Below are 17,443 nucleotides of genomic sequence, written 5' to 3'. Positions count from 1 at the left end.
GCACCGAGGCGCCCTGCCCCAGCGAGCCGACCCAGGCGGCCGCCGAGGCGCGCACCTCCGCCGCCCTGGCGGCAAGCCCCAGCTCGGCGCATAGCCGCTCAAATTTCATCCGCGCGCCGCGCGCCGCTTTTTCGTCTTTGAGCACCCCTTTTTTATTTCGCTTCGCCTCCGCGCCGACTTCAAATTGCGGCTTAAATAGCACGATGAGAGCGCTTTTTGCGAGGCTAGTGAGGCTTTTTAAGATCAAATTTAGCGAGATGAAGCTCACGTCGCAGGTGATGAGATCGAATTTTTTCTCGCTCGCAAACTCCCTAATGTCGGTGTTTTCGCGTACGATCACGCGGGGATCGCGTCGCAAAATTTCGCTTAGCTGCGAGCTACCGACGTCAAGCGCGGTCACGCTCTTTGCGCCACGCTGAAGTAAAATTTGCACGAACCCGCCCGTGCTGCTGCCCACGTCCAAAACATCGGCTCCCGCTAAATTTAAAATATCTTTTTGCAAGGGCTTTATTTGTACCGGCTCCGCGCCGCCTTCGTTGCGGCACGCGCCCGCATTGCCGCCCGATTTGGAGGCTTTCGCCGCATTTAAAATCTCTGCCGTTTCAGCGTCTGCGTCCGTTTGCAAAAGTCCTGCCGTATCGGCATTAGTTTTTACGCTGCGGATCGCCTCGGTAGTCGCTTTCGCGCTCCTTGTCGTCGTGACGGCCGCGCTTGGAATTTTATCAGCCTCGTTCGCGCCTAAAATTTTATCCGTAGCCGCAAAATCTACATTTGAAATTTGCGTCGCTACCTCACCCGCTCTTTGCGTCGCTGTCGATTTATTATCTGCGCTCTTTGCGCCGCTGCATGGCTTTGAAATTTCTGCTGCCGAGTTAGGCAAATTTACGCTGCAGCTTGCCAAAAGCCCGTTTTCGGCAAGCTCGTCCAAAAAGCCTGCAAGCTTGAGCGCGCCCCTGCTTACGTAAATTTGATCAATCGCGCTGATTTCGCCGCTCTGCTCGGGCGCGATCTGCGCGGAGGGTCTGTTTTGCACGGAGCCACGCAGCAAAATTTTATCCTGTTTTATCAGCGCGGCGGCCTGATTTCTGCTGATTTTAAGCGTGTTTGCGACGAGCAGATCAAATCTCATTTTGTCTTTTCTCCGCGCCGCGATGAAATTTTAAAGCTTGCGCGGCTTTTGCGCGGCTTTGGGTTTAAAATTCTATCGCACAAAGCAAAGTCGCGCGTAGCAGTGCCGCAAGGCTCAAACTTTAGCCTGCGCCGCGCCGTAAATTTAACCATACTGTGCGTTGCAGGTTTCGGCTCGCCGTGCGTTGTAAATTTTATCTTGCCGCTAGCGAAAATTTTAAAATTTTTCCTATCGGCGCAGTGTTTGAGTGGCGCAAAATTTGAAATATTCTTGCTTGCAGTCGCATCTATCGACATTGCGCTCGCCGTCTTGGCGCCGCGGCAAGCGGAGCCCGCCCGCCTAGCAGAAATCGCCTCTCGGTCTGCCGCTTTTGCACGCGCCTCGAAGACCTGTGATCTAGCGCCGACCGCTCGATTTGTCGCTTTTGCCGCTTGCTCGTGCACTACAAAATTTTTAAAATTCTCGCGCTTCATAAAACACGCAAGCGCCGCAGGGCGGAGATTGCTTTTAAAATTTAATCCCGCGCCGTTTGCGTGCGGGTTTGGCGCCGAGCAAAAAACCTTCACTCGCCGCTCCCCGCAAGCGTTTGGGGCTCGCTCCTGCCGGGTGAATTTGCACCGGGCGTCGCCAGGCTCGCAATCGCTTCAAACTCGCTCTCGTCGATCACCCGCACGCCAAGCGAGCGAGCTTTTTGCAGCTTGGAGCCCGCTTCTGCGCCTGCAAGCACGAAGTCGGTCTTGGCAGATACCGAGCCCTGCACCTTCGCGCCCATCGCCAAAAGTCTGGCCTTAAACTCGTCGCGCGGACGGCTGAGCGTGCCGGTGATAACGACGCTGCGGTCGGTGAAGGCGCTTTTGGCGGTCTGCGTCTGGGGTGCACGCGGCGTGATGATTTCGCTTAGATTTAGAATTTTTTCGCGATTTATCTTACAAAACTCCGCTAGGCTCCTCGCCATCGCTTCTCCAAAGCCTTCCAGTCGCAGAATTTCATCCTCGCTCGCATCCAGCCAATCCTGCCCGAATGCCGCGGCGATCTTGCGCGCAGCCACCTCGCCGATGTGCTCGATCCCCAAAGAAGCGATGAAGCGCTCAAGCGGCGCGTTTTTGCTCGCATTTATCGCGCCCAAAAGATTTGAAATTTTTTTATCCGCAAAGCCCTCAAGATCCGCCAAATCCTGCGCGCTGAGGGCGTAAATATCGCCAATTTTTGAAATTTTGCCGCTTTCAAAAAGCTGCGTAATCGTCGCGTCGCTTAGCCCTTCGATATTCATGCATTTTTTGGAGCAGAAATAGATCAGCGAGCCTATCACGCGCGCCTTGCAATCGAGGTTTTGACACTTTATGAGCGCGCCTTCGTCAAGTAATTTCTCGCCGCAAACCGGGCAGCGATCCGGGCGCAAAATTTCGCTCTGCGTGCCGTCTCTGCGCTGTTTATAAACGCTCGTGATCTTAGGAATCACGTCGCCGCTACGGATGATGCCTACGAAATCGTTTTTCATCAGCCCAAGTCTCGCGATCTCGTCGAAATTATGAAGCGTCGCGTTTGAAACGTTCGCACCATCGATATTTACGCTATCCACGACGGCTACGGGGGTGACCGCGCCGGTGCGGCCGACCTGCAGATTGATCTCGCACAGCCGCGTTACCTTTTCGACCGCGGGAAATTTGTACGCGACCATAAAGCGCGGAAATTTCACCGTATAGCCCATCTGGGCGCACTTTGAAAGCTCGTTTACGCGGATTACCATGCCGTCTAGCATCAGGTCTTTGCTCGCGCGCATGCTATGCAGCGCCTCGTACGCGCTCCTGATCTCGCTTGCGCTCTTGCAGATGCGGCAAAACTCGTCGCGCAAAAAACCTAGGCTACGCACGAACTCCATTATCTGCGAGTGCAGCGCAAAGTCTAACGAATGCTCGCCCACTCCCCATGGGATAAATTTTAGCTTCCGCTTCGCTACGATCGCGCTATCCAGCTGGCGCAGGCTCCCCGCGGCGGCGTTGCGCGGGTTTGAAAATAAGCTCTCGCCGTTTGCGGCGCGCTCGTCGTTTAGCGCGTCAAAATCGCTCTTTGCGATCAGCGTCTCGCCGCGGATCTCGATCCTTTGCGCGTAGGGGATCTGAAGCGGCACCGATTTGATCGCTCTTGCGTTTTGCGTCACGTCCTCGCCTATAAGCCCGTCGCCGCGCGTCGCCGCGCTTATCAGCACGCCGCCTTCGTAGGTTAAATTTAAGCTCGCGCCGTCAAATTTCGGCTCGACGTAAAACTGCGCGCCGCTCTTCTCGCCGCGAGCTAGCCACGCCAAAAGGTCCGCGTCGTCGAAAATATCCTCCATCGACCACATCTGCGCGCCGTGAGCGAGTTTGGAAAAGCCCTCGCTGATCGCGCCTCCGATGCGCCGCGTAGGCGAGTAGGGCAGCGCGAGCTCGGGGTTTTGCTGCTCGAATTTCTCCGCTTGCGAATAAAGTTCGTCGTACTCCTCGTCGCTCGCGATTGGCTTATCGTCGGTGTAATATGCCCGCGCCCACGCATTTAGCGTATCTACGGCGGATCTGTATTCATCGTAGGTCATCTTGCGCTCGTATCTTTAAATTTTAAAATTCCGTGTGCCATTAGAATTTCATGCGCCGTTAGAATTTTACGCTCCGCGGCAGACCCCTGCATCCCAAATTCCGTGCCGCGTAGCTCGTTATCGTTAAATTTTGTGGGTCCGCTCGCTTTAAATTTCGTGCTTAAAAAGGCGCGATCAAATTCCATTGCCGAACTCCTTTAGCGCGCGCTCGTAATCAGCCGGCGTGTCGATGCCGATGCTCGCGGTTTTTATTTCAAGCATCGCGATCTTCTCGCCGGCGCTTATGGCGCGAAGCTGCTCGAGCTTCTCGGTATCTTCCAGCACCGAGGCGGGCAGGGCGCAAAAGCGCTTTAAATTTCGCACGCTGTATGCGTAGATGCCGATGTGTCCGAGGTAGCATTCGCATGCCGCGCGCGGATAGGGGATGAGCGAGCGCGAAAAATAGATCGCAAAGCCCGCGTTATCGAGCACTAGCTTGACTAAATTTGGATCTTCTGCCGCCTGCTGGCTTATGTATTTGTAGCAGCTCGCCATAAATGCGCCCTTTTGCGTGATCATGGCGTTGGCGAAATCTTTAAATTTAATCAAATTTTCGCTCTCAAAAAAGGGCTCGTCGGCTTGGATATTGATGATGATCTCGTCCTCCGCAAGCGCTGCGTTCGCGACCGCTTCAGCGATGCGGTCGGTGCCGCTTTGATGCTCGCGCGCGGTGAGAACGGCGTCAAAGCCGTAATCTTGCGCGATCTTTAAAATTTGCGGCTCATCCACGGCGATTAGCACGCGGTCTGCTTTGGCGGCATTTTGAGCCGTTTTGATAAACATCGGCACGCCGCCAAACTCACATAAAATTTTATTTTTAAAGCGCGTTGAAGCAAGGCGCGCGGGGATTACTATCATTTTTTGATCCACTCCATTATGGCATTTTTGATCTCGCTTTGTTCCACGACGCTTGAGTGTACCTGTGGCGCGCTAAAAAGGCGCGAGATCTGTGGCGGAATGTCGCTGCGAAATTCTTTCGAAAGCGCGATCATATCGGCTCGCTCGTCCTCGCAAGCCCTGCCTTTGATCGCGCTGATCATCGACGGCGTAAATTTGATCCACTTTGCGGTCGAGATGACGAGATTTAGGCGGCTTTCGTCAAGCAGCTTAAAGCAGGTCGCCGTGTGCGGATCGATCAGCACGCCGCGGCTGCTTTCTTGCTTGATAAATTTAGCACACTGCGTATCGTCGCAAAAATCCGCCTCGAAGACCTCACGCAGCTTCGCAAGCTCGCTCGCGCTAAGCTTATAAAATTTATCTCGTACCAGGCTTTGCATCAGCTCGCTCGTGCGCGCATCGCCAAACATATCGCTAAGCAGTCGCTCAACGTTGGAGCTAATCAAAATATCCATCGCAGGGCTGATCGTGCGGATGAGCTCGCGCCCGCGCAGATCGTAGATGCCGCGCGTAAAAAGCTCGGTCAGGATATTGTTCGCGTTTGAAGCGATCTTGATTTTGCCGATCTTTGCGCCCATTTTTTTGGCGAAATACGCTCCCAGCGCGTTGCCGAAATTCCCGCTAGGCACTATGACGTCGAAGGTGTTAAATTTAGCGCTCTGTTTTACGCTCTGCGCGCTGTTTGCATCCGCTGCGGCGCCAAAATTTTTACTGCCCGAAGCGTTTAAATTTTTGCCGCACGCCTGGCACTGATCGCTTTGCTTTAAATTTTGCTCGGGGCTCAATACGCCGTGCTTTGAGAAATAGATACTAGCGTAGAGGTAGTAGATGATTTGAAATAAAATCCTGCCGAAATTTACCGAGTTTGCGGCGCTTAAATTTAAATTCGCCCGCGCGAGTTCGTTTTTGAAATCATCATCAGCTAGCAGCGATTTTAGCGCGCGTTGCGTATCGTCGAAGTTGCCGCGCACGCCTAAAATTTTAAGATTTGCCGCGCTTTGTTTTACCATCTGCTGGCGCTGTATCTCGCTCGTGCCGCCCTGTGGGTAGAGGCAGACCGCTTTGATGTTTTCGTCGTCCGCAAATGCCTCCAGCGTCGCAGGCCCCGTGTCGCCGCTCGTGGCGCACATTATTAAAAATTTTTCATTCCTGGATTTTGCGATGCTCTTTAAAAGCGCGCCGAAGGGCTGCAGCGCCATATCCTTAAACGCAAGCGTCGGGCCGTGGTAAAGCTCCAAAATATAGGCGTTTTCGCTTAGTTTTTTGATCTGGACGGGGCAAGCGGGGTTTTCAAATTTATCGTAGCGCTTTAGCGCACTCTCAAAGACCTCGCTGCTTACGTCAAAATCGAAACTCTCGATGATTTTAAGCGCGATCTGTTTGTAGCTCAGATCCTCGCACTGTTTAAAAAAATCCTCGCTCAAAAGCGGCAGCCTCTCGGGGCTGAAAAGCCCGCCGCCGCTCGCGCTCGGATTTAGCAGCGCGTAGCTAAGATCCGCTTTTTGCGAAAAATCTCTCGTTGAAACCAGTTTCATCTTTTTCCTTTTTAAAATTTTAAAATTTACGCCCGCCTAGGCGCTTTAAATTTGATCGTTTAGACTTTTTGCACGGACTTGCGACATTGCCGCTTTAAGCCTGCCGCCTCCGCGCTCGCGCCTAAATTTCTTCCTTTATCAAACTTCCTATGCCGCCGTCCGTGAAAAGCTCAAGCAGGATCGAGTGCGGAATTTTGCCGTTGATGATATGCGCGGCACTTGCGCCGTTTCGCACGCATTGCAGGCACGCATCGACCTTTGGGATCATGCCGCCTGCGATCGTGCCGTCATTTTTAAGCTTCGAAATGAGCGCGGCATCAAGCTTGCTGATTAAATTTCCATCTTTATCAAGCACGCCGTCAATGTCGCTTAAAAATATCGCCTTGCTCGCTTTTAGCGCGGCTGCGATCCTGCTGGCGCAGAGATCGGCATTGATATTAAAGCTCACGTTTTCGTCCGTCTCGCCGCCCGCAAGCGGGGCGATCACGGGCAGATAGTCCTTTTGCAGTAGGTCATTTATCAGCTTGGTGTTTACCTCGGTGATCTCGCCTACGAAGCCGTATTTTTTCTCATCGAGAAATTTTGCCTTCAAAAGCCCGCCGTCCTTGCCGCTGATGCCGATCGCGGGCGCGCCGTTTTGGTTCAAAAGTGCCGTGATCTCTTTATTTACCGCGCCGCTTAGCACCATCTCGGTAATTTCGATCGCGTCTTTATTCGTTACGCGAAGACCGTCCCTGAACTCGCTCTGCACGCCGATCTTGTCCAGGGTCTGATTGATCTTTTTGCCGCCGCCGTGCACGACGATGATCTTGATGCCGACCATATGCAAAAGCACGATATCGCGGGCAAAATCAAGCTTGAGCGCATCGTCAGTTTGCGCCGCGCCGCCGTATTTGACGACGAAAATTTTATCTCTAAATTTACGGATATAGGGCAGCGCGGAGATGATGACTTCAGCGGTTTTGCTCTTTTTTATCATAAAATTCCTTTAAAAACCTTATTTTATCATAGCTTGGTTTATGTAGTTTTGAATTTCGCGGATAAAGTTTTCGCTTAGCTTTAAATTTAGCAAAATCACCGAAATTTCCGCGCCCAAATCCCTTAATTTCACGTAATCTTTCGCCGTGCAAAGGATATGCTCCGCATCCTCGCGCCTTAGCAGCTCTAAAATCTGCTCTTTTTTGAAATCATAATGATCGGGGAAAAATGCGTGGGCTTTTGCGAGCGGCAAAAACTCTTGCAAGCGCCAAGGTTTGGCGATAGCGCTGATTAAGATCGTGCGGGATTTTTCAAAACCAGCCTCTTTAGAATTTAAAATTTTATCCGCGGCGGGGTTTAAATTTGAAATTTCATCTGCCGCGCGATTTAAATTTAAATCCGAAATTTTATTTGCGGTGGAATTTGAATTTCCATCCGCAAGATTTGAAATTTCATCCGTGCCGTTTAGCGCGCCTTGCAGATCCGCCGCCGAAATGATTTTAAGCTCCTGCGAAATATCGCTGGGTGCGGGTATGAAATCCGCAAATTTATAAAAAAACGGCGGGTAGCGATACGCGGCGAAGGGCAAGCAAAAGGGCAGCTTCGGCGCGCTTTGCGGGCGCAGCAAGATATCAAATTTAGAGATATCAAATTTAGAAAACCCGTCGTCTAAGATCACCAGCTCAAAGCCGAGAGTTTGCGCGCGCAAAATCCCTGCGGCGCGATCTTTGCTGACGATCACGTTTGCGCCGCGCAGAAACAGCGCGTATTCCATCGCCTCATCTCCGCTTTGCTCCACGTCGCAAAGTATCCGCCCGTCGAGCGCCACTTCAAGCAAGCCTCTGCTTTTGCGTCCGTATCCGCGAAGGATGATGCAGGTTTTGAACCCCCCGTTAAATTCTTTAAAAAGCGCCCGCACTAGCGGGGTTTTGCCGCTTCCGCCGAGAGTTAAATTTCCGACGCTGATTATTGGAATTTTAAATTTTTGCGGCTTAGCAAAGAGCCTTTTTAGGCAGACGATAAGCGTATAAAGCAGCGATAAAGGCGCTAAAATTACTCCGAGCGCAAGCCATGCGGGGCTCGGGTCGTATAGGTTTCGCTCGATTAGGAGTTTAAACACGATTTTGCGCTATCTCTTTGATCTGCTCGCAGATGTAGCTCACATCGTCGTCGCTAAGCGCCGTATAGATCGGCAGGGATAAAATTTGCTGATAGTTTTTAAGCGCATTCGGGAAATCATTGACCTTGTAATTATATTTGCTTTTGTAGTAGCTTAGCAGGTGCACCGGCACATAGTGCAGCGAAACGCTCACTCCGCGCGAGATCAGCGCCTTGGCGAAATCGTCGCGGTTTTTGTCGATCTTTACGATGAATTGAGTATAGATATGCTCCTCGCTGTCGCTTGGAAGCGTCACGTGAGGGCAGTTTGCGAGCTGCTCGCGATACGCTGTGGCGATCTGCTTGCGTCGCTTTATAAAAGCGTCGGTTTTCTCAAACTGGGCGATTGCGTAGGCGGAATTTATAGCGTTAAGATCGTATTTTTGACCGATGCGATCGACGTCGTAGGTAAAGGACATATTGCCGTCTTTGTAAAAGGCGTCCCCTACGATGCCGCCATTTCTTAAAATTTGCGCGGCGCTTGCGATCTCATCGTCGTTCGTGACGAAAAAACCCGCCGTAGAGATCGCGTCTTGCGCTTGAGGATTGATCTGAAAGCACGATATGAGCGAGCTTTTAAGTGCTCCGATTTTTGCGCCCTTATAGGTAGCGCCCATAGCTCGGCACGCATCGTCTATAAGGATGATATTTTCGCTTTTGGCGACCTCGCTGATGGCGTCTATATCCGCAGCAAGCCCCGCGATGTGCGAGATGAAAGCGCATTTTAGCTTCTTGTGGCGGTTCTGATCTATCGTGCGAGCAAGGCTTTCGCTCGTAATGTTAAAGCTTATCGGATCGATATCTACGAAAACGGGCTCTGCGTCGAAGTGGCGGATCACTTCGGCGACGTTGGGGAAGGAATTTACGGAGCATAAAATTTTATCTCCGCGCTTAATATCCATCGCACAAAGCGCCAGATGCAGCGCCGTCGTGCCGCTCGTGGTAGATACGGCGTGCTTTACGCCGAAATATTTACAAATATCCTCTTCAAAAATTTCGCTATATCTTATATCGCTGTTGTAGAGGGCGCTTTTGATTAAATCTTCCTCTTTTTTATCGATTTGAGCCTTATAAAACGGTATCTCTTTCATAAATCTCTCCTTAGTGTGCGGGCTCTATGCGAGCGACTGCGGGCGCGCGAAGCTTAAAATTATTTTTAAGAATTCTACGGACGATAAATTTTACCAGCTCTTGATTGTGGCGCGAGTTTTGCAGATATTTTAGATCGTTTGCGTTTATTCGTTCGCCTGAGCGAAATTTCGTCCGCAGCGCTTCGTGCGAAAAAATATCTCTTAGCACACTATCTAAGATCTCGTAGCTGTATCCAAGCTCACGTTCGTCGCTTTGGTTTTCCCATAGATCGGCGCTTGGGGCTTTTTTGATGATCGCATCGTCTATGCATAAAATTTTTGCAAATTTAAACAGATCGGTTTTTAAAATTTCTCCGATCGGATTAAACGCGCAGGCTAGATCGCCGTAGATCGTGCCGTAGCCTAGCATCCTCTCGCTAAGATTGCTCGTGCCTACGACTACGCCGCGTTTAGCCGCGCTGTAATCATAAAGTAAGCTCATTCTTACGCGCGCGGCGAAATTTCCGATGCGAAGAGCGCTTGCGCCGGGATTTAAAGCGGTAAAATTTTCTACAAATGGCGCGATCTCTTGGATTTCATAGGGGATATTAAAGGATTCGCAGTGAAAGATGCCGTCTGCCATATTTTCTAAATTTGAACCCGCACTAGGTAGGATAAGCCCGTAAGTAGGGATCTCTGTAAGAGCGCAAAGCGCAGAAACCACGGCGCTGTCAAGCCCACCGCTGATACCCACTACAAAGGCGTCCGCGCCCGTTTCATCGAGTCTCTCCGATAAAAAATCGGTCAGTTGCGGCAGCAAATCGTCCAAAAACATAATATTTAGCCTTAAAATTTTACGTTAAATTGTGCGAATTTTAACTATTTTTGGCTAAATTACGGCTTTAATTTAAGCTTAAAAGGAGGATTTAAATGCAAATTTTAAAAAAAGCTTTCGGTGAATACGCGACAAACTGCTACATCGTAAAGGGCGAGCAGGGCGATCTAGTGATCGATCCGGGTGAGGGCAGTTTTGATTGGGTGATACAAAATACGGGAAAGATCGCGGCGGTTTTTAATACGCACGGGCATTACGATCACGTTTACGACGACGCCAAGCTGCAAAGGGCGGGCGCTAAAATTTATATCCACGAGGATGACGCCTTTATGCTACGGGCGGATCCTTTTGAGACGATGCCAGAATCCATAGAAGCGGACGTGCTCATAAAAGGGCAGGAGCAAAGCCTTGAAATAGCGGGCTTTAACGTTAAATTTAGCCTCTTTGCAGGACACACGCCGGGCAGCTGTATGATCGAAGTGGACGGCGTGATCTTTAGCGGCGACGTCATATTCAAAGGCTCTATCGGCAGGTGGGATTTTCCCTTTTCAAGCGGCGCGCAGATGAAAGAATCTCTGCATAAAATTTTGCAGATAAAGGGCGATTTTACGCTCTATCCGGGGCACGGTCCAAACACGAGCCTAGCGGCCGAGAGGCAAAATTTAAAATATTTTTTGCAACTTTTTGAGTGCTGATCGTTCAAATTTAACTGCGTTTCGTCTCGCAAGAAGCAGTGAAGCGGTGTGAAGCGGTGTGAAGCGGTGTGAAGCGGTGTGAAGCGGTGTGAAGCTGCTCGGCGCTAAATTTTATACCGCTTTGCTCGTGGGCACCGGAATTGATACCACTTTACTCGCATCGCAGGCGCCGAAATTTGCCGCTTAATTTACGGTTGCGGGCGTTAAATTCTGCGCTGCGTTCGCACTATGACTGCACTAGCGTGCGCTGCGCAGATAAAATTTTAAAATTTACCGCCGCTTGATTAAATTTAGCAAAATTCCGCGCCGTGCGTGCAAGACGCGAAACGTGATCCACGAGTCGAAATTAAAATTTGCGCCGCCGTGCCTTATCCAAGCCGCTATAGTGCGATCTAATCTGGCTCAAGCCCGCTAAATTTAGCTAAATTTCGCATTTCATCGAATACAAAATTTTCCCTGCGATCTGAATAAATTCGGTAAAATTTTACGCGTTTTTAAAGGCGCAGATCACGCCCTAAGCCGCACGTAGATACGCCTAGGAGCGGGATAGCCCTCGATCGTGCGCGAGTCGTCGAGAGGGTCTAGGAAATTCTCCAGGCTCTGCCCGTCGATCCACTCCGTTTTGCGCTGTTCGTTCGGATCCGTGGGCTTTTGAGCCAAAATTTCAAAATCTCTAAATTTCGTTCGCTCGCACCAATTCTGCAGCGCGCCGACGGTCGGGACGAAGTAGATATTTGAAATTTTCGAGTAGCTGTTTTTCGGGCACAGCGCGAAATCACCAGCTCCTTCGATATACATCGTGTCTAAAAACACCTCGCCGCCCGCATTTAGCGAGGCTCGCAGATCTTTTAGCATCTTTACGGGATCGCTGCGATGGTAGATGACGCCGAGGCAGAAGATCGTGTCGAATTTATGCTCGTAAAAGGGCAGATGCTCCACGCCCAAAAACTCGAATTTCGCGCCGCTGCGGAGGAATTTCTCGATGAAGCGAAACTGCAGATAAAATAGCGCGCTCGGGTCAAACCCCACTAGCCGCGCAGGCTTTAGAGCGCTTGCGCGAAACATATAGTAGCCGTTGTTGCAGCCCACGTCGGCGACGGTTTTGCCGCTCAGATCTAAAAACGGCCGCAGCAGGTTAAATTTCACGAAGCTTCGCCACTCGGCGTCGATAAAAAGATCATTCAGCGCAAAAGGCCCCTTGCGCCACGGCTTTAGCGCTCGCGCGATACGCAAAATTTCATCTCTCTGCTCCGCGCTAGCGCTAAAGCTTGCGCGCACGACGTCGCCGCACTCGCAGCCGCACTCGTCTATTTGTAGCGCCTCGATCGCGCTTAAAATTTCGCGGTTTTGCCCGCTTTGCAGCTTTTTAAAGTTCTCGTCTCTGATTTTTTGCAGATCCATTTTTAATCCTAAAATTTCAAATTTAGCGCCATTTTAACATAAAATTTTATCCATTTTAAGGCGCAAAGAGATAAAATCGACTTGCAATTCAAGCAAAGGAGCAAAAAATGCAAGAAGCAAAAACGAGAAAATTTAGCCTCAGGTTTAATCACGAAATTTCAAGTGGTGGCGCAGAGGTGCGGCTTTGGCTGCCGTTAGTGCTGCAAGAGCCGTATCAAAGGTTGCTGGGCGAATATCATGCCCGCTCAAATGCGCAAGAGTCGGCTATCTGCGGAGATCATATAAGCACGTACTACGCGCGCTTCGCACCCGATAAAGAGGCAAGAGCGGGCTTTGGCAAATACGGCGAGCAAGGTGTCGTAGGCGAAGAGGATGATTATTTTGAGCTTAGCTTCGATATTGAAATTTCGGAGCGAAATACCGATTTTAGCAAGGTAAGCTTTAATGAAAATAAGCGCTTGAGCCCCGAGATCGAGGAGTTTTTAAAGCCTTCAAAGCTAATTCCGGTAGAAGGCGCTGCGAAACAAAAATCAGACGAGATCACCGGCTCGCTTAAAGGCGATCTGGAAAAGGCGCGCGCGATCTACGAGTGGGTCGCAAAAAATATGAGCCGCGATAATAGCGTGATCGCATGCGGCAGCGGCGACGCAGCGACGATTTTAAGCAGCGGCAAGCTAAGCGGCAAATGCGCCGATATTAATAGCGTGTTCGTCACGCTCTGCAGGGCAGCTGGCATTCCTGCGCGTGCTATTTACGGCATCCGCACGGGCGCAGCGCAGAAATTTTCTCCTGAAATGGGCGTCATGGGCGCCCTAAGTGGCGGTGCGCTTGAAATTTCGGGCGCGCAGCACTGCAGAGCGGAATTTTATCTAAAAGGCTATGGCTGGATCCCGGTCGATCCCGCGGACGTTACAAAGGTGCGATTGGGCGAGAAGCTAAGCAATGACGACAGCAAGCTCGCTAAAATTCGCGAGTATTTATTCGGCAACTGGGAGATGTGCTGGATCGGCTTTAACTACGGCAGAGACTTCACGCTCAGCCCACGCCCAGCGCAGTTTCCGATCAATAATTTCGGCTATCCTTACGGCGAAGTGGACGGCAACACGCTTAATTATTACTCGCCGAAAGATTTCAGCTACGATTACAGATCGAAAGAGTTGTAGCGGTTCGCGTCTTGCTATGCGGCACGTCGAACTACTTGAGCTTTTTGAGTAGGTATACAAGAGAGGCTTCCCGCTAGACGACTTTGGGCGGATGTGTAAAAGCGCGCCTAATCTGCGTGTCGCCGCGTCTGCATTGGAAAAAAATTCCGCGCTTTATTTGGCGTGGAATTTTAAAATTTCAAGATGAACGGAATCTTAAAATTTTGATGCGCAAGATTCTAAAATTTTGATAGCGCTTCGAGCGATTTTGTGCGCTCTAAGCGATCTAAATTATGAGCTAAATTTTACGACTAGCGGCGCTTAAATTTAGCCGCGTAAAGCGTCGCGCTGAAGCCGAATCAAAAGAAAATAGAGCCGCCGCAAAAATTAAAATTCCGCAAAAATATATTCGTTAAAAATCAAGCTCGCGTTCTTAAATTTCAAGGTATAATTACGAAGCAAATTTATAAAATTTAACCGAAGGAGAGACCATGAAAAAATTTCGTTCACTACTGCTCTGTGCGGCGGCGGCTGCGACTTTGAGCGCCCAGGGTGAGGATAAGGTAGAAAAAATCACTTCGATCGACATCTATATTTCGCCGTTTTATTCGGCCAAGGATGGTAAGCCCGAATACGTGCATGTTTACGAGCTGATCGACGATCTGCTGATGAAAAACAACGTGGCGAGCCTAAAAAAGGCGATCAAAATCATCGAAGATGCCCCGGATATGGTCGCTCCGACCACGCTGATGACGGTCGCGGCGCGCGCTTATGATCTGGGGCTTAAGGACGACGCGGTGTTTTGGTTCTACGCAGGCAAAAATCGATTCCTAACCTTCGCTCGCGTCATTGACATCAAGGACGAGATGTTTCGCCAGACCGAGTCCGCGAACGCGGCGTTTTTACAGCTCGTCGGCAACGTGGTAAATCCATACGCATTCTGCGATCTCGCTAAACAGCGCGATGCGGCGGCACGCGCAAGAGACTGGGTCAAGGCACACCCGTATAAAGCGATATTTGATGAGAAATTTCCATCTCACTTCGCAGATCGCGCCGCCGCGCTCAAGGCAGCCGAGGACAAAATGGACGCCGCGCTACTTAGGCAGGACGAGTTTTTCGCAGACCCCGCTAAAAAGGCGGACTTCCTAGCCAAGCGCAAAGCAAATAACGCGGATAAGCGCTTCTGCGATTAGTGTCGCTTAACCAGCGGCACTTTTGAAAAATCGGCATTATTTGAAATTTTTAGCTACCAAAAATTTAGTGTTGCATTTTTATCTCCTCAAACGGATCTGCGCGTGAATTTAAAATTTTATGACGTAGAATTTTATCGCTAACGGCACGCAGTGAAGCTTTGATATAAATCAGCTCTAGATCTGTTTAAAATTTAGCAGAAGCTCGCACGCAATTCTATTTCGCATAAATTCTATCGACAACTAACACAAAATCAGATCTAAATATTGCTAAAATTCCAGCCGTTTGGCGACGTAAAATTCCGCTGACGCCGCCTCAAAGCCAGAGTTTTTTAAATTTAGCCGCGCGCCGAAATTTTATCCGTTTTTATATACGAATATTATATAATTATCAAAAATTTTTCCAAGGAGAGAGGATGAAAAAGCTCGCTACGATACTTGCGCTGCTCTGTGCGGCGGCGTTTGCCAAGGAGTATGAGTATATGGTGCAAAGTATGAGCTACAGCTCACTCGGAGAGCGCAAGGAGAGCACGCATCTAAGCTACGACGCTGCGGCGCGCAAGCTAGAGCAGGTAAGAGATACGAACTCCTCGGACGGCCTAGGCTCTAGCTACAAAGAGATCAGCTACTTTGACGAAAAGGGGGGAATGGTTAAATTTGAAGTATTTAGCCTCGATCTTAAAAGCGGCAAGTGGAAAAAAATAGAGGACTATACGGAAAGCGTGAAGGGTAACGTCACGACGCGCGAAACGAATTCGATAGCGGATGACGGCACGCGCAATGCGAGCAAAACCGTCTCCAGCTATGACGGTAACGCGACGCAGGATGTGCGATATAAGTTTGTAAAGGGTAAATGGCAAAAAGAGAGCATGAATAGATCCGTAAAAAACGCGTGGGATAAGGAGGAGCTTACGATAAGCTTCAAATGGGACGGCAAGAGCTGGCAGCCCAAAGATAAGACAGAAATTTTTTACGACGGCTCAGGAGAGATGAGCGGATACGTAACCTATGAGTTTGCAAACGGCGCATGGCAAAACAGCGAGCGAGAGATGCTTAACGGCGATCGAAACGGCAGCTACGAGCAGATCCGCAGTACTTTCCAAAACGGCGCGTGGCAAAACGCGACGATGAGCAAGCACGAGCTGGATGCCGCAAAGGGCGAGGAGGTCGTTACGAGCTTCATCTGGAACGACGAGAAGGGCGCGTGGGATAATATGAGCAAACAGACCGCTATCAAGAAGGGCGCAGATCTTAATATGACCTCGTATCTGTGGGACGAACAACTTAAAGATTGGGTCAAAAGCTACTCAAACGGCGAAATTTACGACAAATCGGGCGAGCGCCCGCTCGTGCAAAGCTTTGAATCAAATTCTAGTAGCGGCAAATACGCCTATAGCTACGACGAGCGCGGCAGCAATACCGCGATGGATATCTACAAGCTTGACGCGAGCGGCAAATGGGTGCAAACCGGGCGCTCGGAGGCCACTTACGATACCCAAATCCCATCAGATAGCGTGGGATACGGAGCCGCGCTGATGATGTTTGAGATGCCTAGCGCCTACGCGATAACGAGCTTTAAGGAATTTAAGCTTAAAGACGGCAAACTCGAGCTCATAACGGAGCAGACGTGGAAATATAAAAAGATAAAGTAGCGTTTGAAGATGCGTCGGTAAAATTTCGCGGCTAAATTTTACCTGCGCGGCCTTGCGCGAACGTCGCGGTTAAATTTAGCAGACGCGGAGGTATTTATGCGGACGCGGCGCTGCGCGAGCTTTGCGGTTAAATTTAGCGGACGAGCAATATTCGTGCGAGTGCCGCGATTAAATTTAGCTAGCACGGCGTCACACGAGCTTTACAGTTAAATTTAACGGCGCGGATGTTTCGTGCGACGTGTAAATTTTAAAATTTAAATCCTACGCGGCGGCAGCTCCGCACGTAGCGGCGGCAAAAGAAAAGGTTGAAAAATGGTTTTAATCAAAGCGACAAGAGTGGCTATTTCGGCTTTAATCTCGGCGAGTATCTGTTTCGGCGCCGTAGAGGCGCAAGATCACGGCGCAGCAAGCGGACAAAAACAAACAATGCAGGGCGGCGGGAGAGATGATCGGACGCCCGCAGACAATCAGAGTAGCGAAATAAACGCAGCAAAGCGCGCAGACGAGCAGGCCGACGAGGCGCAAAATTTTAAAACCAAAAGGCGCTATTTTCGCAGCTGTTCGTGCCTGCATAAACAAAAATCAAAGGGGCCCGCCCGCCTCTACGATGAAATTTCGCAAGAGCAGGCCGAAAAATCGGCGGCCTATTTCATCGGCTATTTCAAAGAGGGCAAGCTAAGTCGCTATGAGAAAATTTACGAAGGCGAGAGAGCTTTTTCGAGCGAGGATATAAAGCGGTAGACGCGATTTAAAATTCAGATAAAAGGAGCGGTCATGAGAGGTGTTTTTAAAATTTCACCCGAGGGTGCGGCAGATTTTGCGGCGGCAAATTTAAAAGCGCGAGCGATTATTTCGGCGGGCGCTTTTGGGGCGCAGGCGGCGGTTTCGGCAGACAAGCTTCGAGTGCGAGCGGCAGTTTTGGCAGGCTCTATTTTAGCGGCGACGTTAGCGCTTGCGATGCCTGCGGGCGCAACCGAGACGGGCGAGACGCACGAAACGACATCAAATTTCAAAGCGCGAACGGATAAAATTTGTCTGCAAAAGACGAGTTATAAAACAGAGGGCGGCGCCGCGCCGCGCTACGAATATGAAGTGAGCCAAAACTACGACGCCAAAGCCCGCCGCCTAGAAAAAATCTACAAAAAGAGCAGCG

Annotated in this window: 16 protein-coding genes and 1 pseudogene; 6 read left to right on the top strand and 11 right to left on the bottom strand. The window is 50.3% G+C overall.

All coding sequences use genetic code 11. The annotated features are described in order from the left end of the window. The 10 genes from Q0620_RS10835 to nadE all read right to left on the bottom strand — a co-directional run. The coding region (locus tag Q0620_RS10835) for an SAM-dependent methyltransferase (protein ID WP_366125021.1) at positions 1-1,129 on the bottom strand (1,129 nt) is incomplete at its 3' end. Next, positions 1,126-1,695, bottom strand: coding sequence for a hypothetical protein (locus tag Q0620_RS03835; protein ID WP_298783289.1), 570 nt, complete (start codon positions 1,693-1,695; stop codon positions 1,126-1,128). The genes Q0620_RS03835 and Q0620_RS10835, both read right to left, overlap by 4 nt. Beyond that, complete coding sequence (ligA, locus tag Q0620_RS03830) at positions 1,692-3,698, bottom strand: NAD-dependent DNA ligase LigA (protein WP_298783288.1); 2,007 nt, start codon at positions 3,696-3,698, stop codon at positions 1,692-1,694. The genes Q0620_RS03835 and ligA overlap by 4 nt, the downstream gene beginning before the upstream one ends. Next, positions 3,695-3,883: a hypothetical protein gene (locus Q0620_RS03825; protein ID WP_298783287.1), complete on the bottom strand. Its 189-nt coding sequence runs from the start codon at positions 3,881-3,883 to the stop codon at positions 3,695-3,697. The genes ligA and Q0620_RS03825 overlap by 4 nt, the downstream gene beginning before the upstream one ends. Further along, complete coding sequence (gene kdsB, locus Q0620_RS03820) at positions 3,873-4,595, bottom strand: 3-deoxy-manno-octulosonate cytidylyltransferase (RefSeq protein ID WP_298783286.1); 723 nt, start codon at positions 4,593-4,595, stop codon at positions 3,873-3,875. Before kdsB ends, Q0620_RS03825 begins: the two co-directional genes overlap by 11 nt. Continuing rightward, positions 4,592-6,169 (bottom strand): threonine synthase, encoded by a 1,578-nt coding sequence (thrC, locus tag Q0620_RS03815; protein WP_298783285.1) that lies wholly within the window; start codon positions 6,167-6,169, stop codon positions 4,592-4,594. The genes kdsB and thrC overlap by 4 nt, the downstream gene beginning before the upstream one ends. Positions 6,170-6,290: 121 nt before the next feature. Next, positions 6,291-7,148: an acetylglutamate kinase gene (gene argB / locus Q0620_RS03810; RefSeq protein ID WP_298783284.1), complete on the bottom strand. Its 858-nt coding sequence runs from the start codon at positions 7,146-7,148 to the stop codon at positions 6,291-6,293. An 18-nt stretch (positions 7,149-7,166) separates the two neighbouring features. After that, positions 7,167-8,267 (bottom strand): tetraacyldisaccharide 4'-kinase, encoded by a 1,101-nt coding sequence (locus tag Q0620_RS03805; RefSeq protein WP_298783282.1) that lies wholly within the window; start codon positions 8,265-8,267, stop codon positions 7,167-7,169. Next, positions 8,260-9,396, bottom strand: a complete 1,137-nt coding sequence (locus Q0620_RS03800) for a DegT/DnrJ/EryC1/StrS aminotransferase family protein (protein ID WP_298783281.1) — start codon at positions 9,394-9,396, stop codon at positions 8,260-8,262. The genes Q0620_RS03805 and Q0620_RS03800 overlap by 8 nt, the downstream gene beginning before the upstream one ends. Positions 9,397-9,406: 10 nt before the next feature. After that, positions 9,407-10,210: an NAD(+) synthase gene (gene nadE, locus Q0620_RS03795; protein WP_298783280.1), complete on the bottom strand. Its 804-nt coding sequence runs from the start codon at positions 10,208-10,210 to the stop codon at positions 9,407-9,409. Positions 10,211-10,305: 95 nt separating this feature from the next. Here nadE and Q0620_RS03790 point away from each other — a divergent pair, with 95 nt between their 5' ends. Then, positions 10,306-10,905, top strand: coding sequence for an MBL fold metallo-hydrolase (locus Q0620_RS03790; protein ID WP_298783279.1), 600 nt, complete (start codon positions 10,306-10,308; stop codon positions 10,903-10,905). A gap of 507 nt (positions 10,906-11,412) precedes the next feature. On the opposite strand, the gene cmoB is transcribed toward Q0620_RS03790, so the two are convergent. Continuing rightward, the gene (gene cmoB, locus Q0620_RS03785) at positions 11,413-12,306 is read right to left on the bottom strand and encodes a tRNA 5-methoxyuridine(34)/uridine 5-oxyacetic acid(34) synthase CmoB (RefSeq protein ID WP_298783278.1); all 894 of its coding nucleotides are present in this window, start codon (positions 12,304-12,306) and stop codon (positions 11,413-11,415) included. A gap of 107 nt (positions 12,307-12,413) precedes the next feature. On the opposite strand from cmoB, the gene Q0620_RS03780 reads away from it, so the two are divergent. From Q0620_RS03780 to Q0620_RS03760, 5 genes and pseudogenes are all read left to right on the top strand, one after another. After that, positions 12,414-13,469 carry a transglutaminase-like domain-containing protein gene (locus Q0620_RS03780; RefSeq protein WP_298783277.1) on the top strand — a complete coding sequence of 352 codons (1,056 nt, stop codon included), beginning with the start codon at positions 12,414-12,416 and terminating at the stop codon, positions 13,467-13,469. Positions 13,470-13,939: 470 nt separating this feature from the next. Further along, positions 13,940-14,641: a cytochrome-c oxidase gene (locus Q0620_RS03775; protein WP_298783276.1), complete on the top strand. Its 702-nt coding sequence runs from the start codon at positions 13,940-13,942 to the stop codon at positions 14,639-14,641. Positions 14,642-15,054: 413 nt separating this feature from the next. Next, positions 15,055-16,290 (top strand): hypothetical protein, encoded by a 1,236-nt coding sequence (locus Q0620_RS03770; RefSeq protein ID WP_298783275.1) that lies wholly within the window; start codon positions 15,055-15,057, stop codon positions 16,288-16,290. A 312-nt stretch (positions 16,291-16,602) separates the two neighbouring features. Next, positions 16,603-17,031 carry a hypothetical protein gene (locus Q0620_RS03765; RefSeq protein WP_298783274.1) on the top strand — a complete coding sequence of 143 codons (429 nt, stop codon included), beginning with the start codon at positions 16,603-16,605 and terminating at the stop codon, positions 17,029-17,031. 33 nt (positions 17,032-17,064) lie between these two features. After that, a pseudogene (locus Q0620_RS03760) lies at positions 17,065-17,443 on the top strand (hypothetical protein); the annotation flags it as partial.

This window comes from uncultured Campylobacter sp. (genome assembly GCF_938017615.1).
Classification (GTDB): Bacteria; Campylobacterota; Campylobacteria; order Campylobacterales; family Campylobacteraceae; genus Campylobacter_B.
Note: the sequence above shows the minus strand (reverse complement) of the source record. Positions and strands in the feature narration are given on the sequence as shown.